A 14,427-nucleotide genomic window follows, 5' to 3' on the forward strand; every position below is an offset into this window, starting at 1 on the left:
AGTCATCCGTTACTGTTGATAGACGAGGTCCGCGCGGCGGTTCTGCGCCCACGACGCTTCGTCATGACCGGTCGCCAGCGGCTTTTCCTTGCCGAGGCTCACGGCTTCCATTTGCGAATCCTGCACGCCGAGCGTCGACAGCGCGCGACGCACGGCTTCAGCACGCTTCTGGCCGAGAGCCAGGTTGTACTCGCTCGTGCCGCGCTCGTCGGTGTTGCCCTGGATCAGGACGTGACGGTCCGGGTGGCTCTTCAGGTAGTTCGCGTGCACTTGCAGCAGCGACTGGTACTCGTCCTTCACCGAATAGCTGTCGAAATCGAAGTAGACGCTGCGCTTGGCGAGCGGGCTGTTCGGGTTGTTCAACTCGTCGACCACTACCGGCGCCACTGCGTTCGGGTTCGGCTGGGTGCTGACCGCGCCGCCCTGATTCGGATTCTCGTTCAGCTTAACGCCGGAATGGCATGCAGCCAATGCACCGACCAGCAACACGGCAAACGCCATACGAAGTTTGGACATCATTGATTACTCTCCTTGTGTGTCATTGCATAAACGGGCCCCAGGACGGCTCGCGCACGCTGCCGCCCTGAACGGACAGGACCTGCCGCGTCCGACCGTCGGTCGATACTGCGGCCAACACGCCACGGCCGTTCACCTGAGTGGCGTAAAGAATGTACTGACCATTCGCCGCGAAGCTCGGCGATTCGTCATGTGTCGTGTCGGTGAGCGCCGTTGCCACGCCGCTCTGCAGGTCCTGGACGTACAGCTTGAAGGCGCCGCCCACTCGCGAGATGTACGCGAGCTGCTTGCCGTCGGCGCTGATGCGCGGGCTCGTGTTGTAGTTGCCGTTGAAGGTCACGCGCTGCGCCGCGCCGGCGTTTTCGCCTTGGGCCGGCATCTTGTAGATCTGAGGCTGGCCGCCGCGGTCGCTCGTGAAGTAGATCGACTGTCCGTCAGGTGAGTAACAAGGTTCGGTATCGATGGAGCTGCCTTGCGTCAGGCGCCGCAGGCCGCTTCCGTCGGCGTTGACTGCGAAGATTTGCGTATTGCCGGTACGCGAAAGCGCGACCGCGAGCGTGTTGCCGTCAGGCGACCAGGCCGGCGCGCTGTTGTTGCCCTTCTGATCGGAGACGATGACGCGGCGGCCCGTCGGCAGGTCGTGGATGTAGACGATCGGCTTTTTCTTTTCGAACGAGACGTACGCGACCTTCGTGCCGCTGGGCGACCAGGCGGGCGAGATGATCGGCTCGGGGCTCGTCAGAGCGGATTGCGCGTTCTGGCCGTCGGAGTCGGAAATCTGCAGAAGATACTTGTTGCCGCTCTTGATCACATACGACAGGCGTGTCGCGAACACGCCGCGCGAGCCGAGCAACTGCTGGTAGATGTAGTCGGCGATCTTGTGCGCGCTCATCCGCAGGCCGCTTTCCGGGCTCACGAGCGACAGGCCGCCGAGGCTTTGCTGCTTGACCGTGTCGTAGAGCTTGAAGCGGACTTCGTACTGGCCGTTTGCGAGGCGCGTGACGCTGCCCGACACGAACGCGTCGGCGCCCTTGGCCTTCCAGCTGCCTAGATCGACGGAATCGGTTTCGGATACGGGCGCGCTACCGGCATCGACGTTCGTGAATTTGCCGCTGCGGGCCAGATCCTGGCGCACGATCGTGCTGATCTGCTGGGGGGAATTCACTTCGCTGGCGAAATTCGCCGTGGCGATCGGAAACTGGGTGGAACCGACGCCCGTCACGAGGACATTGAGTTGGGCGTGGGCGGAAGCGCCCGCCGTAATCAGGCACGACGCCACAAGTGTTCTCAGGCCTAGCTTCGTCATCAAACTCATACTTGATCAATTCCCGAATAACGATATGTAACAACCACTGCACAACAGCAGAGAGACCGGCAAACCTTCGAATCGTTCCCGGGCCGTTCCCCCCGCTCAGGCGGGACAGGGGGGGGCGGGCCCCGATCAGTCCGCTGGCCGCATGGTGATCGTGAAGCTCGCAGGCGCGCGGCCGTCCGTGTCGAGCGGCATCGGGTCCGAGCGCTGGACCGCGCGCAGCGCCGCGGCGTCCCACTGGGGATTGCTGCTCGGGCGCTGGACCGTCGCGGACAGCAGCGTGCCGGTCGGCGAGCAGCGTACCGCAATGACAGTTTCGAGGCCGTCTGTGTCACCCGCCCACACGATGTTCGGACGCACCCGGCGCTTCACTTTGTCCGCATACCCTGGCGACGCCGCCGTGCCACCCGATCCGCTGCCGGTGCCGCTTTTCGCGAGCCCGTTGCCGGTCGGACTATCGCCCGCCAAGCCTTGCAGCTGCGCAAGACGCGTACGCCGTTCCTGATCCAACTGCTTCTTGGCGGCTGCCTGCTGCTGCGCCAGCTGCTTGGCCTTCGCGGCTTTGTCGGCATCAGCCTTCTGCTGCGCTTCGAGCTGCGCCTGCTGCGCGGCTTTCTGCTGCTCGAGCTGCTGCTGTTTCAGCTTTTGCTGCTCGGCCAGCTGTTGTTGCTTGAGCTTCTCGGCCTGGGCCTGCTGTTGCTTCAGCTTCTCCGCCGCTGCCTTCTGCGCAGCGAGCTGCGCCGCTTGCTGTTCGGCCAGCTGCTGCTGCCGCTTGGCTTCGGCTTCTTGCTGGGCCTGCAGCTTCAGACGCTGCTGCTCGGCGAGCAACGCCGCTTTTGCCGCTGCTTCTTGCTGCTGACGCTTCTTTTCCTGCAGCGCGATATCGGCTTGCTCGTCCTTCACCGGCGGCGCGGGCGCGACCTTCACGGGCGGCGTCTCGACCGGGGCGGGCGCCGGCTGATTCGGAATCTCGGTCCACAGCTCGGCTTCGGCGCCGGAGGGTGTGCTGTTCTGCCAATGGATGCCGTGATAGAGAAACAGCCCGAGCAGGACGTGCATCAGCGCGGCGAGTCCGAACGCTCGCCATGTGCCGCGCTCGCGCGGCGGCTGGAATGGATAAACGGACTTCTTCCGGTTCATTGCGATTTGACCAGCAAGCCCACGCGCTTCACGCCGCGTGTCTTCAGGTCGGACATCACGTTCATGACGGTTTCGTACTGCACGGTCTTGTCGGCGGCGATCACGACCGGCTGGTCGGGATGCGACTGCTCTCGATCGGTGACGAAGCTGTTGAGGTCGGCTCGCGTCATGTCTTCCTGTTGCGTCGCGCCCGAGTCGTCCTTGTATTTGACACTCATCTTGCCGTCGGCACGGATGTTGACGACGACGGGCGGTGTCTGCTGCTGCGGGGCCGCGCCGCCGACGGACGGCAGGTTCACGATCGAGGGGGCCACGAGTGGCGCCGTCACCATGAAGATGACGAGCAGCACCAGCATCACGTCGATGTAAGGTACGACGTTGATGTCGGCCATCGCGCGGCGCGAGCGGCCGCCGCGCATGCTGGAACGGTTGGTGGAGCCGGCCATCGAGTACTCCTTAATGCGCCTGGCGCTGCAGAATGTTCGAGAACTCTTCGATGAACGTCTCGAAGCGGATCGCGAGGCGATCGATGTCGTGCGCGTAGCGGTTATAGGCAACCACCGCCGGGATCGCGGCGAACAGGCCGATCGCGGTGGCGGTCAGCGCTTCGGCGATGCCGGGCGCGACGTTGGCGAGCGTCGCCTGCTGCACGTTGGCGAGGCCGCGGAAGGCGTTCATGATCCCCCACACCGTACCGAACAGACCAATATACGGGCTGACCGAGCCGACGGACGCGAGAAACGCCAGGTTGGCCTCGAGCACGTCCATCTCGCGCTGGAACGCGGCGCGCATCGCGCGGCGTGCGCCGTCGAGGATCGCACCGGGATCGTTCAGGCGTTTTTCCTTGCCTTTCAGGAACTCGCGCATGCCGGACTCGAAAATGCGTTCGAGTGCACCGATCGTGTGACGGTTGTTCGCGGCGCTCTGGTAGAGCGCCTGCAGGTCGCCGCCCGACCAGAAGTCGCGTTCGAAACGTTCAGTTTGCGCGCGTGCGCGGCGAATCGCAAACCACTTGCGAAAGATGAAAGTCCACGACATCAGCGAGAGCAGCAGCAGCAGGGCCATCACGGCCTGCGCGAGCACGCTCGCGTTGAGAACCAGGGAAATGATCGAAAGATCTTGTGCGTTGTTCATAGAGGTTTGCTTTGACGTCCCGAATGGGGCGTCCGGCTGCAAGGCTTTTTCAGGTTTTCAGTCGGGGACTCTAAAGTGTTCGCGGCCACCCGCTGAACCATGCTTAGTATGGGCGAGGGCGACACAAGTTCATTGGCAGTGTCTCAACGGTGTTTATGCACTTGCCGTTGACACGTGCGCAGCGTCGGCGCCCGGTCCGCGCCGCAGCGCGGCAAGCACCGGCGCAGGAATCGGGGCGGGCCGCAGTGCGCCGCGATCGACGCAGCCGACACGAATCTGGCCCGTCGCGAGCAGCACGTCGTCGCGCCAGGCTTCTTGCACGAACTCGACGGACGCGCGCCCGATGCGCTCGATGCGGCTCGCGATCGTCACGATGTCATCGAGGCGGGCGGGCGCTTGATAGTCGAGCGTCGTGCTCTTGACAACGAAAATCACGCCGTCCTCACCGGCGAGCCGGCTTTGGTCGACGCCGCACGCGCGCAGCCATTCGGTGCGCGCGCGCTCGAAATACTTCAGGTAGTTCGCGTAGAAGACGATGCCGCCTGCGTCGGTATCTTCGTAATACACGCGGATCGGCCACGTGAAGCCGATTTCCGCTCCAGAACGGCTGGTGGTCAGTTTCATGCCCGGCATTTTACCGGAACGCGCGAAGGCGTCTCAAAACGCCGGGCACCGCTCCTTTTCCTTCAGCCCCGATGGATCGAAAGTCCCGCGAACGATTGGGCCACCGGCATCAGCTCGATCGTGTTGATGTTGACGTGCCTGGGGCGCGTCGCGATCCAGTAGATCGAATCGGCGATGTCCTCGGCCGTCAGCGGCTCGACGTTTTCGTAGACGCGCGCGGCCTTCTCGTCGTCGCCCCTGAAGCGCACGTTCGAGAATTCGGTGCCGCCGCACAGGCCCGGCTCGATGTCGGTGACGCGCAGCGCGGTGCCCGCGAGGTCCGCGCGCAGGTTGAGGCTGAACTGCCGTACGAAGGCCTTGGTCGCGCCGTATACATTGCCGCCCGGATACGGGTAGCTGGCGGCGACGGAGCCGAGATTGAAGATATGGCCGCGATTGCGCTCGATCATGCCCGGCAGCAGCGCGCGGGTGACGGTGACGAGGCCGGCGCAGTTGGTGTCGATCATGGTGTGCCAGTCGTCGAGGCTGGCGCGGTGGGCCGGCTCGAGCCCGAGCGCGAGGCCGGCGTTGTTGACGAGCACGTCGACGGCCGCGAATTCGGCCGGCAGCGAGGCCGGCACGGCTTCGACGGCGGCACGGTCACGCACGTCCAGCTCGTACGGCAGAAGGGCGGCGCCGAGCTCGGCTGCGAGCGCGTCGAGACGGTCCTTGCGGCGCGCCGTGGCGACGACGCGATGGCCGCCTTTGACGAATGCGCGGGCGATGGCGGCGCCGAAGCCGGCGGACGCGCCGGTGACGAACACGATCATTGCTGCTCCCTGGTCGGGTCGGTGGATGGGGAAAACGGAAGCTAGAGAGCCTACTTCCATTGCGGCGCCGCGGCAAGAATGGCCTTTGACGGACGGTGTGGGCGACATGCGGTCCGCCGTCCCGTTGCATCCGCAAACGATTGCGTGTGTCGCGGAGCCTGGGCGGCTGTCGGGAAGCCTCTGAGGAAAGCGCCGATGGGCGGTTTCGCCAGACCGTCCGGCGGACCTCGAATCAGCCGGAAAGCCCGTGCGGAAAGGGGCCTGGAGGGTTGCTGGAGGGGCTTGCGTCATGCGGTTGCCTATTCAAAGCGCTTCCAATACACTAACGCGCTCATCCCTGCGTGACTGGCGATAGCACCCCCTCGGGGTCAAGGTGGAGCCACCCACCGTGAAGCGCAGGGTGCCGTTTTGCCGTTCGCCTGGGCAGCTGAGAGTCGCGCGCCGTCGTGTGCGCTGCAGCCGGCTGTCCCGCCCCGCGTAACGGAACCTCAGGCTTTCATCCGCCACGTCAGGGCTGGCCCAGCCGCCAGCAGCGCAGCGTACGTTCGGTACGTATCCGCGCACGCTCCGGTCAACCTGCACACATTCAACGGAACCCGTATGTTTGACAGAGCCCAAAGCACCATCGCCAACGTCGATCCCGAACTCTGGAAGGTGATCGAACAGGAAAACCACCGTCAGGAAGAGCATATCGAACTGATCGCGTCGGAAAACTACACGAGCCCCGCCGTGATGGCTGCCCAGGGCTCGCAGCTCACCAACAAGTACGCCGAAGGCTACCCCGGCAAGCGCTACTACGGCGGCTGCGAATACGTCGACGTCGCCGAGCAGCTCGCAATCGATCGCGTGAAGGAACTCTTCGGCGCCGAAGCGGCGAACGTGCAGCCGAACTCGGGCTCGCAGGCCAATCAGGGCGTGTTCTTCGCGATGCTCAAGCCGGGCGACACGATCATGGGCATGAGCCTCGCCGAAGGCGGCCACCTGACGCACGGCTCGCCCGTCAACATGTCGGGCAAGTGGTTCAACGTCGTCAGCTACGGCTTGAACGCAGCCGAAGACATCGACTACGACGCTGCCGAGAAGCTCGCCCAGGAGCACAAGCCGAAGCTGATCGTCGCCGGCGCGTCGGCGTTTGCGCTGCGCATCGATTTCGAGCGCCTCGCGAAGATCGCGAAGTCGGTCGGCGCGTACCTGATGGTCGATATGGCGCACTACGCCGGCCTGATCGCCGCGGGCGTCTACCCGAACCCGGTGCCGCACGCCGATTTCGTCACCACGACGACGCACAAGAGCCTGCGCGGTCCGCGCGGCGGCGTGATCCTGATGAAGGCCGAGTACGAGAAGCCGATCAATTCGGCGATCTTCCCCGGCATCCAGGGCGGTCCGCTGATGCACGTGATCGCGGCCAAGGCGGTGGCATTCAAGGAAGCGCTGTCGCCCGAATTCAAGGAATATCAGCAGCGGGTCGTCGAGAACGCGCGCGTGCTGGCGGAGACGCTCGTCAAGCGCGGTCTGCGCATCGTGTCGGGCCGCACCGAGAGCCATGTGATGCTCGTGGACCTGCGCGCCAAGCACATCACGGGCAAGGCGGCGGAAGCGGCGCTCGGCGCGGCGCATATCACCGTCAACAAGAACGCGATCCCGAACGATCCGGAAAAGCCGTTCGTCACGAGCGGCATCCGCCTCGGTTCGCCGGCCATGACGACGCGCGGCTTCGGCGTGAAGGAAGCCGAGCAAGTGGGCAACCTGATCGCCGACGTCCTCGACAACCCCGAAGACGCAGCGACGATCGAACGCGTGCGCGTACAGGTTGCCGAGCTGACCAAGCGCTTCCCGGTCTATCGCTGATCGCATATGCGCTGCCCCTTCTGCCGGCACGACGATACGCAAGTGGTGGATTCGCGCGTATCCGAGGACGGCGCCGCGATTCGCCGGCGCCGCCGCTGCTCGGCCTGCGACAAGCGTTTTACGACGTATGAGCGGGTGGAGCTGGCGTTGCCGGTGGTGGTCAAGAAGGACGGCAGCCGCACGGAGTTCGATCGCCGCAAGATCGCCGCGAGCATGCAACTGGCGTTGAGAAAGCGTCCGGTGGCGGCCGATGCGATCGACGCGGCGGTCGCCCGAGTCGAATACCAGCTTCTTGGCAGCGGCGAGCGCGAGGTGAAGAGCGACCGCCTCGGCGAACTCGTGATGAACGAGCTGCGACAGCTCGACACCATTGCCTACGTGCGTTTCGCCTCTGTTTACCGGCAGTTCGAAGACGTTTCCGAATTCGCCGACATCATCGAAGAGGCCCGCCGGGCCGCTGCGCCTGCCAAATCGTCGCGCAAGCGCTGATCTTTCGCCTCGTTTCATCGCATTCCTCCCTGTTTCCTCGTCGTGACGCGCTCATCCTGCGCGTGATGGCGCTCGCGCGCCACTAGGCCGAATGGCCGATTGCGGGGCCGGCGCTCGGCCGCTAGATTGGTTGCGTGCGGACAGCCGGAAAATTTTGGAATGCAAAGCAAGCTCAATGTGCCTGCTCGGTCACGAAGGGGCGGTTGTGACGGCTTTACGCTGGTGGAGCTGTTGATTGTCGCGGTGATCATGGCCTTTTTGGCCGTGATGGCTACGCCGTCGTTCGTCGCCTGGCGAATCCGGGATCAGGTCGATGCGCGGGCGAGGGTGCTCGTTTCCAGCTTGAACTACGCGCGCAGCGAAGCGATTCGACGCGGCGTGCGCGTCACGCTATGCCGCATCGATGCCGCGCGCCGTTGTCTCGCGCCACGGGTTGCGTGCGATGGCGGCGCGCTCGATTGGTCGTGCGGATGGGCCGTGACTACCGACGGCAATGCAGCAGCATCCGTTTTGCGCATGCAGCCCCGCGTAGCGGAGATAGCCATTACGGGAAACACCTCCGAAATCGCTTTTACGCCGCCGGCGGGGCAGGCGATCGGCGGCTTGCGGAGTCTCGAAGTGGCGCCACGCCATAGCGGAGCAAACATGCGCGGCGGCTGGCGGCGCTGCATCCGCATCGCGGCTGGCGGACGCGCCCGGCTTACCGAAGGCGGTTGCGGGAGTTCGGCATGAACAAGCGCTCGTGGCACATGGTGCGAGGCGGGACGCTGCTCGAGGTGCTGGTCGCGCTCACGCTGATGGCGGTGAGTGCGCTTGGCGTGATATCCGCCCAGCTCTCGATGGCGCGCCGCGAAAATGCCGTCGCGATGCGCGAGCGCGCGGCGCTGATTGCGGATTCGCTCGTCGAGGCGGCGCGCGGCTCGACGCCGGAGTCCGTGACGCTGGCCCAATGGAATGTCCATGCCGCGAGCATGCTGCACCGTGGGGATGTCCGGTTCCAAGAGCTTGGCGACGGTCTCTCGATGTCGATCGTGCGCTGGGATGCACTGCGAGAAGATTCGCGGGGGACGCCGGCTGGGCAGGGGACGTGCAAAACGGTGGCGGGGGCCGCTGCCGGGGAAATGTCGTGCGCATCGATCACCTTCGTGCGGCTCGCACAGTGAGGCCGCTATGCACCTGATGAAACACATTCAGCAGCTCAAGCAGTCGCGACGCGGCCATACGCTGCTCGAACTCCTGATCGCGATGATGCTGGGCCTCGTCGTGATCGGTGGGGCGGTGTCGCTGTATCGGTCGCAGCGCCAAGCGTTCGCGCAGGCGGCCGATGAAGCGTCGATGAGCGATGCAGGCATGACTGCGCTGACGCTGATCGGCCAGCAGGTGCACATGGCCGGCTTCGTGTCCGCGGATACCCCGCCACGGGGTGCGTCTGAGCAGACCGGCGCTTGGGCGGCAACACCGTCGCTGTTCGGCTGTTCCGGCGCGCGGCCCGTGGGCGCGGGCGGCGTGCCGAACTGCGAGCCGCTTGCAAGCGGCTCGGATGGAATCGCCGTGCGCTACGTCGGCGACGCGGTATCGACCTGGCCGACTGCTTCGGGGCAGGCGACTGACTGTCTGGGGCAGGGCGTGGGCGCTTCCGGCGCGGCCGAACTGATCGTCAATCGCTACTACGCCCGGCTCAGCGCCTCGACCGGCGAGCCGGAGCTCTACTGCGAAGGCAACGGCCGATCTGGAGTCGGGCAGCCGCTGGTGGAGGGCATCGAGCGATTGAGAATCAGGTATTGGCTTCGAGGCGCCACGACGTCCGTCGACGCGAACCGCGTTGCTGCAGACCAATGGAGCCGTGTCGTCGCGGTTGATTTGTGCGTGCTCACGCGGGGTGCGCCGACGCGGCCGCGTGTGCGATATGTCGATTGCGACGGCGCGACAGTGCTCGCTGCCGACAGGCGAGCGCGCCGGGCGTTTGCAAGGCGGATTGCGCTGCGCAATAACGAAGCGGTGCCGCTGTGATGCGCGCGTCGGGCCCGACGAACCGGCCGTTCGCCTGGACGCGTGCGAACGCACGCCGAAAGCGCTCGGGCGCGGCGCTCCCGGTCGTCCTCGCGATCTCTTCGATGATGCTCGCGACGTCCGCGGCATGGCTCGAAACGTCGACCGCGAACCTCCGGCGCACCGCCAACATGCATGACTATCTGCAAGCGTTCCACGCCGCCGATGGAGTGCTTGCGCTCTGCACCCGTGCGCTGCGTGCCGGCGTGGCGCCGGTCATGCCTGCAGTCGAGCAGGAGCCGGTCGAATGGAGGCGCAGAAATACATTCGATGGACCATTTGCCTTTACACCGCGCACGCCGTGGCCCGGTTCGGCAAGAGCGCCGCAGTGCCTGATCGAAGCGTGGCAGCTCGCAAGCCGTCCGCATGTGCAGGCGTATCTGCTGACAGCGCGCGGCTTTGGGGCAGCCGAGGCAACGCAGGCCTGGTTGCAGCGTGAAATCGTTTTTGAGGAGGGGGCGATGACGGAAATCCACTGGCGGCGTATCGTCGCGCGGCCATCGTGACGGCCGGTTCGAAACGCTCGAATTGCCACTGCAGCCACGGCTTCACGATGATCGAACTGGTCGTCGCGCTGGCGATCGTCGCGATTCTGGCAGCGTACGCGGTGCCGTCGTACCGGAGCCATGTCGCGCGCGGTCATCGAATCGATGCGGCCGCTGCGGTTTATCGTGCGGCACAGTTCGTCGAAGCGAGCGCATTCGCAGGAGGAGAGGCTGCTTTGCCAGCAGGACTCGATCAGGCGCCGCCGTACGGAACGGCGATTTACCGGTTGCGAGTCTTGCCAGGAAACGACAGTAACGGAGGCTATACGATAGAGGCGAGGCCTTTACCTACAGGCCCGATGGGCGACGACGCGTGTGGCGCATACACGCTGGATGCCAGCGGCGCGCGATCGAACCGGTCCGCCGCTTACGACGGCACACGGCTCGCAAGCGATTGCTGGTACACGCGTTGAATTGAAGTGCTGGCGCCGTAGGCGGGACTAGGAAGAGGAGACAGCGTCCTCGTCGTTGCCGTCGGTTTCGCTCCGGTCAGGCCTGTCTTGCTTGATGTGCCGCCAGATTCGATAGGCTTCCCAGAGCGCGAGACCGAGGCCGCCCCACTTCAGCGCGGGCTTCACGCCATGCTTCAAGGCGCCGCGCAAGGGCTTGGCGAGCACCATCGACGCGATCGAGCTGACGAGCGGATGCTGCGCGACGAGTTCGCTCAGGCTCGCGTTGAAGCCCTTGCCGCCGCGTTGCTTGCTGCCGAAGCCCGGCACGAGCAGCTTGAGCCAGCTGAAGTTCGATACGCTGCGGCGCAGATCCGCAGTCGCCTGCCTGAGTTCGGCGCGCTCGACATCCGCTCGCAACAGCAGGATTTCCTTGCGGACCGCGCGCAATTGCGGCGCACTCAAGTCTTTCGAACGGCCGCGCTGGCGGCGAACCGTGGAATCCGGACGGGTCTGGCTCATGGACGGGGGTTTCGATTCAAGTTGGCGGGAGCTTGCGCTTACCGTTTGCGAAACGCTTCGCGGTCTTTCTCGAACTCCTCGAGCAGGCCCTCGAAGACGACAGGCGCTTCACGCAGCCCGGCGCGTGCCCGCAGCGCGCAAACCATGGCAGCCAGCGCGTAGACGATCGTGATGCCTGCGAGCGCTTGCCAGCGATAGGTGTCCCAGAACGCGATCGCGATCAGCACGGTCAGGCTGACGAGCGCCATCATGCCCAGCATCATCGCGGCGAGGCCGAGAAAGAGCACCGCGAGCAGGCGTTCCTTTTCCTCCGCGAGTTCGATCCCGAGCAATTCGAGCCGCGTCTGCAGCAGCGCAAACACGGAGCTCAGCATGCTGCGCAGGGGCCCATGTTGTGCGGCTTGCGATTGTGTTTCTTGGTTTGGCATGGCTTGTGCGCGATGCTTGCCGCGGTTGCGGCAAGAGAAGGCGACCGGCAGTCGGTGCGCCGGCTCGCCGAAGGTTCAGGCAGTCCGTCCGATGGTTCGGCTTGCCTGGCAGGCGTTGGCCCGCTTGGCCGTTACTTGCGATTGATCAAGAGGCCGATCAGCACGCCGACGCCGGCAGCGATGCCGATGGATGTCCACGGATGCTCGTGGACGTAGTCGTCGGTGGCGCGCACGGCTTTCTTGCCTTTTTCGACGACGACGACCTGTACGTCTGCCGCCTTCTCCTTGGCCTGCTTGAGGCGGCTGAGCGCGGTCTCGCGCAGCTCCGACGCACGCTCGCCCGTAGCGCTCGCGGCTTGTTTCAGCAGATCCTCGGCGTCCGCGAGAACGGTTTTGATATCGGACATCAATCTCTCCTTGTTGACTTCTGACATTACAGCTCCCTTTTGTCGTGCCACGCGAGCATCGTAACCAAAGAAGCGGCGGCTGGCGAGCACGGCGCGCGGTTCGTGCACGAACTGTTCCACGGCTGCCGGCCTATTCCGTCAGCTCGGGCATGGTCTGGATGGAGTTGATGCGACCCGAAAAGTTTCTCTCAAATATGTGGAAAATTACAAAAAATCATGTCGATGTGACGGAATAATCGTTCGCCGTGCTTGCCGTGTTTTGTATATTCGGCATTTTCAAGACCGTCGCCCGTATCTTCCGCACGCGGTCTTTTCATTCCTCAAGGAGCCTTCATGAGTCTACGTCTTGGCGACATCGCACCCGATTTCGAACAGGCATCAAGCATCGGCCACATCAAGTTCCACGAATGGCTCGGCGACAGCTGGGGCGTGCTGTTCTCGCACCCGGCCGATTTCACCCCTGTTTGCACGACGGAACTTGGCTTGACCGCCAAGCTCGCGAGCGAATTCGAGACGCGCAATGTCAAGACGATCGCGCTGTCGGTCGACAGCGCCGAATCGCACGTCGAGTGGATCAAGGACATCAACGAGACGCAGGCCGCGAGCGTCGGCTTCCCGATCCTCGCCGACGGCGACCGCAAGGTCTCTCAGCTTTACGACATGATTCACCCGAATGCGAACGAGACGCTGACGGTGCGCTCGCTGTTCGTCATCGATCCGAAGAAGAAGGTGCGGCTCGTCATCACGTATCCGGCGAGCACCGGCCGCAATTTCGACGAAGTGCTGCGCGTGATCGATTCGCTGCAGCTGACCGACAACTATCAGGTGGCGACGCCCGGCAACTGGAAGCAGGGCGACGACGTCGTGATCGTGCCGTCGCTGAAGGACGAGGACGTCATCAAGCAGAAGTTTCCGAAGGGCTACAAGGCGCTGCGGCCGTACTTGCGGCTCACGCCGCAGCCGAACAAGTGATGCGGCGCGCGGCGGATGTGCGCATCCGCCGCCTCCGATCGAGCCCGGGTCAGAAGAACGCCTGAATTCCGGTTTGGGCACGTCCGAGGATTAGCGCATGGATATCGTGCGTGCCCTCGTACGTGTTGACGACCTCCAGGTTCACCAGGTGGCGCGCGACGTTGAATTCGTCGGAAATGCCGTTGCCGCCGAGCATGTCACGCGCGAGCCGCGCGATGTCGAGCGCCTTGCCGCACGAATTGCGCTTCATGATCGACGTGATCTCGGTGGCCGCGGTGCCTTCGTCCTTCATCCGTCCCAGGCGCAGCACGCCCTGCAGGCCGAGCGTGATTTCGGTCTGCATGTCGGCGAGCTTTTTCTGGATCAGCTGGTTGGCGGCGAGCGGGCGGCCGAACTGCTTGCGGTCGAGCACGTACTGCCGCGCGGTATGCCAGCAGGCTTCCGCCGCGCCGAGCGCGCCCCAGGCGATGCCGTAGCGCGCCGAGTTCAGGCAGGTGAACGGGCCGCGCAGGCCGCTCACGTCCGGCAGCAGGTTCTCGCCGGGGACGAACACTTCGTCGAGCACGATCTCGCCGGTGATCGACGCGCGCAGGCCCACCTTGCCGTGGATCGCCGGAGCGGAGAGCCCCTTCCAGCCCTTTTCGAGAATGAAGCCGCGGATCGTGTCGCGGCCGTCTTCCTCGAGCTTCGCCCAGACGACGAACACATCGGCGATCGGCGAGTTCGTGATCCACATCTTCGAGCCGGACAGCGAGTAGCCGCCGTCCGCTTTCTTCGCGCGCGTGACCATGCTGCCCGGATCGGACCCGTGGTCGGGCTCGGTGAGGCCGAAGCAGCCGATCCATTCGCCCGTCGCGAGCTTGGGCAGGTACTTGGCCTTTTGCGCGTCCGAGCCGAACTCGTGGATCGGCACCATCACGAGCGACGACTGCACCGACATCATCGACCGGTAGCCCGAATCGACGCGCTCCACTTCGCGCGCGATCAGCCCATAGCTCACGTAGTTCAGACCTGGGCCGCCGTACTGCTCGGGGATCGTCGGCCCGAGGAGACCGAGCTCGCCCATCTCGCGGAAGATCCCGACGTCGGTGCGCTCGTGGCGGAACGCCTCGGTGACGCGCGGCAGGAGCTTGTCCTGCGCGTACGCCGCTGCGGCGTCGCGCACCATGCGCTCGTCTTCGGTGAGTTGCTGGTTCAGCAGCAGCGGGTCGTCCCAATGGAACTGGGCGGCGTCGGCCATGGC

The 14,427-nt window shown here is 64.7% G+C and carries 19 protein-coding genes and 1 riboswitch; of the genes, 8 read left to right on the top strand and 11 right to left on the bottom strand.

What is annotated here, in order from left to right; genetic code table 11:
• Positions 1–9: 9 nt before the first annotated feature.
• The 7 genes from pal to ydfG all read right to left on the bottom strand — a co-directional run bounded on the left by pal (position 10) and on the right by ydfG (position 5,535).
• Entirely contained in the window at positions 10–519 is a 510-nt protein-coding gene (gene pal / locus FAZ69_RS07040; RefSeq protein WP_136893230.1) for a peptidoglycan-associated lipoprotein Pal, read from the bottom strand.
• A gap of 19 nt (positions 520–538) precedes the next feature.
• A complete protein-coding gene (gene tolB / locus FAZ69_RS07045; RefSeq protein ID WP_136893231.1) occupies positions 539–1,831 on the bottom strand; it encodes a Tol-Pal system beta propeller repeat protein TolB in 1,293 nt (430 codons plus the stop codon).
• Positions 1,832–1,957: 126 nt separating this feature from the next.
• The gene (gene tolA / locus FAZ69_RS07050; protein ID WP_136893232.1) at positions 1,958–2,968 is read right to left on the bottom strand and encodes a cell envelope integrity protein TolA; all 1,011 of its coding nucleotides are present in this window, start codon (positions 2,966–2,968) and stop codon (positions 1,958–1,960) included.
• On the bottom strand, positions 2,965–3,414 hold the full coding sequence (gene tolR, locus FAZ69_RS07055; RefSeq protein ID WP_136893233.1) for a protein TolR: 450 nt from the start codon (positions 3,412–3,414) through the stop codon (positions 2,965–2,967). The genes tolA and tolR overlap by 4 nt, the downstream gene beginning before the upstream one ends.
• 10 nt (positions 3,415–3,424) lie before the next feature.
• Complete coding sequence (tolQ, locus tag FAZ69_RS07060) at positions 3,425–4,102, bottom strand: protein TolQ (RefSeq protein WP_136893234.1); 678 nt, start codon at positions 4,100–4,102, stop codon at positions 3,425–3,427.
• Between the two features lie 153 nt (positions 4,103–4,255).
• On the bottom strand, positions 4,256–4,735 hold the full coding sequence (ybgC, locus tag FAZ69_RS07065; RefSeq protein ID WP_136893235.1) for a tol-pal system-associated acyl-CoA thioesterase: 480 nt from the start codon (positions 4,733–4,735) through the stop codon (positions 4,256–4,258).
• Positions 4,736–4,788: 53 nt separating this feature from the next.
• On the bottom strand, positions 4,789–5,535 hold the full coding sequence (gene ydfG / locus FAZ69_RS07070; protein ID WP_136893236.1) for a bifunctional NADP-dependent 3-hydroxy acid dehydrogenase/3-hydroxypropionate dehydrogenase YdfG: 747 nt from the start codon (positions 5,533–5,535) through the stop codon (positions 4,789–4,791).
• Between the two features lie 331 nt (positions 5,536–5,866).
• Positions 5,867–5,967: riboswitch (ZMP/ZTP riboswitch) on the top strand.
• A gap of 168 nt (positions 5,968–6,135) precedes the next feature.
• Between ydfG and glyA the strand changes: the two genes are divergently transcribed.
• The 7 genes from glyA (at position 6,136) to FAZ69_RS07110 (ending at position 10,879) form a co-directional block, all read left to right on the top strand.
• Positions 6,136–7,383: a serine hydroxymethyltransferase gene (gene glyA, locus FAZ69_RS07080; RefSeq protein ID WP_136893237.1), complete on the top strand. Its 1,248-nt coding sequence runs from the start codon at positions 6,136–6,138 to the stop codon at positions 7,381–7,383.
• 6 nt (positions 7,384–7,389) lie between these two features.
• Positions 7,390–7,872 (top strand): transcriptional regulator NrdR, encoded by a 483-nt coding sequence (gene nrdR / locus FAZ69_RS07085; RefSeq protein ID WP_136893238.1) that lies wholly within the window; start codon positions 7,390–7,392, stop codon positions 7,870–7,872.
• A gap of 159 nt (positions 7,873–8,031) precedes the next feature.
• A complete protein-coding gene (locus tag FAZ69_RS07090; RefSeq protein WP_136893239.1) occupies positions 8,032–8,604 on the top strand; it encodes a GspH/FimT family pseudopilin in 573 nt (190 codons plus the stop codon).
• On the top strand, positions 8,601–9,035 hold the full coding sequence (locus FAZ69_RS07095) for a type IV pilus modification PilV family protein (RefSeq protein WP_136893240.1): 435 nt from the start codon (positions 8,601–8,603) through the stop codon (positions 9,033–9,035). Before FAZ69_RS07090 ends, FAZ69_RS07095 begins: the two co-directional genes overlap by 4 nt.
• A gap of 7 nt (positions 9,036–9,042) precedes the next feature.
• Positions 9,043–9,882 carry a PilW family protein gene (locus tag FAZ69_RS07100; RefSeq protein ID WP_304571688.1) on the top strand — a complete coding sequence of 280 codons (840 nt, stop codon included), beginning with the start codon at positions 9,043–9,045 and terminating at the stop codon, positions 9,880–9,882.
• Positions 9,883–9,986: 104 nt separating this feature from the next.
• The gene (locus FAZ69_RS07105) at positions 9,987–10,427 is read left to right on the top strand and encodes a pilus assembly PilX family protein (protein WP_136893241.1); all 441 of its coding nucleotides are present in this window, start codon (positions 9,987–9,989) and stop codon (positions 10,425–10,427) included.
• Complete coding sequence (locus FAZ69_RS07110; RefSeq protein ID WP_255451521.1) at positions 10,424–10,879, top strand: type IV pilin protein; 456 nt, start codon at positions 10,424–10,426, stop codon at positions 10,877–10,879. The genes FAZ69_RS07105 and FAZ69_RS07110 overlap by 4 nt, the downstream gene beginning before the upstream one ends.
• A gap of 27 nt (positions 10,880–10,906) precedes the next feature.
• On the opposite strand, the gene FAZ69_RS07115 is transcribed toward FAZ69_RS07110, so the two are convergent.
• The 3 genes from FAZ69_RS07115 to FAZ69_RS07125 all read right to left on the bottom strand — a co-directional run bounded on the left by FAZ69_RS07115 (position 10,907) and on the right by FAZ69_RS07125 (position 12,239).
• The gene (locus FAZ69_RS07115) at positions 10,907–11,377 is read right to left on the bottom strand and encodes a DUF3318 domain-containing protein (RefSeq protein ID WP_136893243.1); all 471 of its coding nucleotides are present in this window, start codon (positions 11,375–11,377) and stop codon (positions 10,907–10,909) included.
• A 38-nt stretch (positions 11,378–11,415) separates the two neighbouring features.
• A complete protein-coding gene (locus tag FAZ69_RS07120) occupies positions 11,416–11,805 on the bottom strand; it encodes a phage holin family protein (RefSeq protein WP_136893244.1) in 390 nt (129 codons plus the stop codon).
• A 131-nt stretch (positions 11,806–11,936) separates the two neighbouring features.
• Complete coding sequence (locus tag FAZ69_RS07125) at positions 11,937–12,239, bottom strand: ElaB/YgaM/YqjD family protein (protein ID WP_136893357.1); 303 nt, start codon at positions 12,237–12,239, stop codon at positions 11,937–11,939.
• A 306-nt stretch (positions 12,240–12,545) separates the two neighbouring features.
• Between FAZ69_RS07125 and FAZ69_RS07130 the strand changes: the two genes are divergently transcribed.
• The gene (locus tag FAZ69_RS07130) at positions 12,546–13,184 is read left to right on the top strand and encodes a peroxiredoxin (protein WP_136893245.1); all 639 of its coding nucleotides are present in this window, start codon (positions 12,546–12,548) and stop codon (positions 13,182–13,184) included.
• Between the two features lie 49 nt (positions 13,185–13,233).
• On the opposite strand, the gene FAZ69_RS07135 is transcribed toward FAZ69_RS07130, so the two are convergent.
• Complete coding sequence (locus FAZ69_RS07135) at positions 13,234–14,424, bottom strand: acyl-CoA dehydrogenase (protein ID WP_136893246.1); 1,191 nt, start codon at positions 14,422–14,424, stop codon at positions 13,234–13,236.
• Positions 14,425–14,427 lie beyond the last annotated feature (3 nt).

This window comes from Trinickia terrae, from assembly GCF_005144415.1.
GTDB classification, from domain to species: domain Bacteria; phylum Pseudomonadota; class Gammaproteobacteria; order Burkholderiales; family Burkholderiaceae; genus Trinickia_A; species Trinickia_A terrae.

What these genes read in the sequence shown, in the direction of transcription:
- pal (WP_136893230.1), bottom strand. Translation starts at nt 519, where the DNA reads ATGATGTCCAAACTTCGTATGGCGTTTGCCGTGTTGCTGGTCGGTGCA.
- tolB (WP_136893231.1), bottom strand. Translation starts at nt 1,831, where the DNA reads ATGAGTTTGATGACGAAGCTAGGCCTGAGAACACTTGTGGCGTCGTGC.
- tolA (WP_136893232.1), bottom strand. Translation starts at nt 2,968, where the DNA reads ATGAACCGGAAGAAGTCCGTTTATCCATTCCAGCCGCCGCGCGAGCGC.
- tolR (WP_136893233.1), bottom strand. Translation starts at nt 3,414, where the DNA reads ATGGCCGGCTCCACCAACCGTTCCAGCATGCGCGGCGGCCGCTCGCGC.
- tolQ (WP_136893234.1), bottom strand. Translation starts at nt 4,102, where the DNA reads ATGAACAACGCACAAGATCTTTCGATCATTTCCCTGGTTCTCAACGCG.
- ybgC (WP_136893235.1), bottom strand. Translation starts at nt 4,735, where the DNA reads ATGCCGGGCATGAAACTGACCACCAGCCGTTCTGGAGCGGAAATCGGC.
- ydfG (WP_136893236.1), bottom strand. Translation starts at nt 5,535, where the DNA reads ATGATCGTGTTCGTCACCGGCGCGTCCGCCGGCTTCGGCGCCGCCATC.
- glyA (WP_136893237.1), top strand. Translation starts at nt 6,136, where the DNA reads ATGTTTGACAGAGCCCAAAGCACCATCGCCAACGTCGATCCCGAACTC.
- nrdR (WP_136893238.1), top strand. Translation starts at nt 7,390, where the DNA reads ATGCGCTGCCCCTTCTGCCGGCACGACGATACGCAAGTGGTGGATTCG.
- FAZ69_RS07090 (WP_136893239.1), top strand. Translation starts at nt 8,032, where the DNA reads ATGCAAAGCAAGCTCAATGTGCCTGCTCGGTCACGAAGGGGCGGTTGT.
- FAZ69_RS07095 (WP_136893240.1), top strand. Translation starts at nt 8,601, where the DNA reads ATGAACAAGCGCTCGTGGCACATGGTGCGAGGCGGGACGCTGCTCGAG.
- FAZ69_RS07100 (WP_304571688.1), top strand. Translation starts at nt 9,043, where the DNA reads ATGCACCTGATGAAACACATTCAGCAGCTCAAGCAGTCGCGACGCGGC.
- FAZ69_RS07105 (WP_136893241.1), top strand. Translation starts at nt 9,987, where the DNA reads ATGATGCTCGCGACGTCCGCGGCATGGCTCGAAACGTCGACCGCGAAC.
- FAZ69_RS07115 (WP_136893243.1), bottom strand. Translation starts at nt 11,377, where the DNA reads ATGAGCCAGACCCGTCCGGATTCCACGGTTCGCCGCCAGCGCGGCCGT.
- FAZ69_RS07120 (WP_136893244.1), bottom strand. Translation starts at nt 11,805, where the DNA reads ATGCCAAACCAAGAAACACAATCGCAAGCCGCACAACATGGGCCCCTG.
- FAZ69_RS07125 (WP_136893357.1), bottom strand. Translation starts at nt 12,239, where the DNA reads ATGTCAGAAGTCAACAAGGAGAGATTGATGTCCGATATCAAAACCGTT.
- FAZ69_RS07130 (WP_136893245.1), top strand. Translation starts at nt 12,546, where the DNA reads ATGAGTCTACGTCTTGGCGACATCGCACCCGATTTCGAACAGGCATCA.
- FAZ69_RS07135 (WP_136893246.1), bottom strand. Translation starts at nt 14,424, where the DNA reads ATGGCCGACGCCGCCCAGTTCCATTGGGACGACCCGCTGCTGCTGAAC.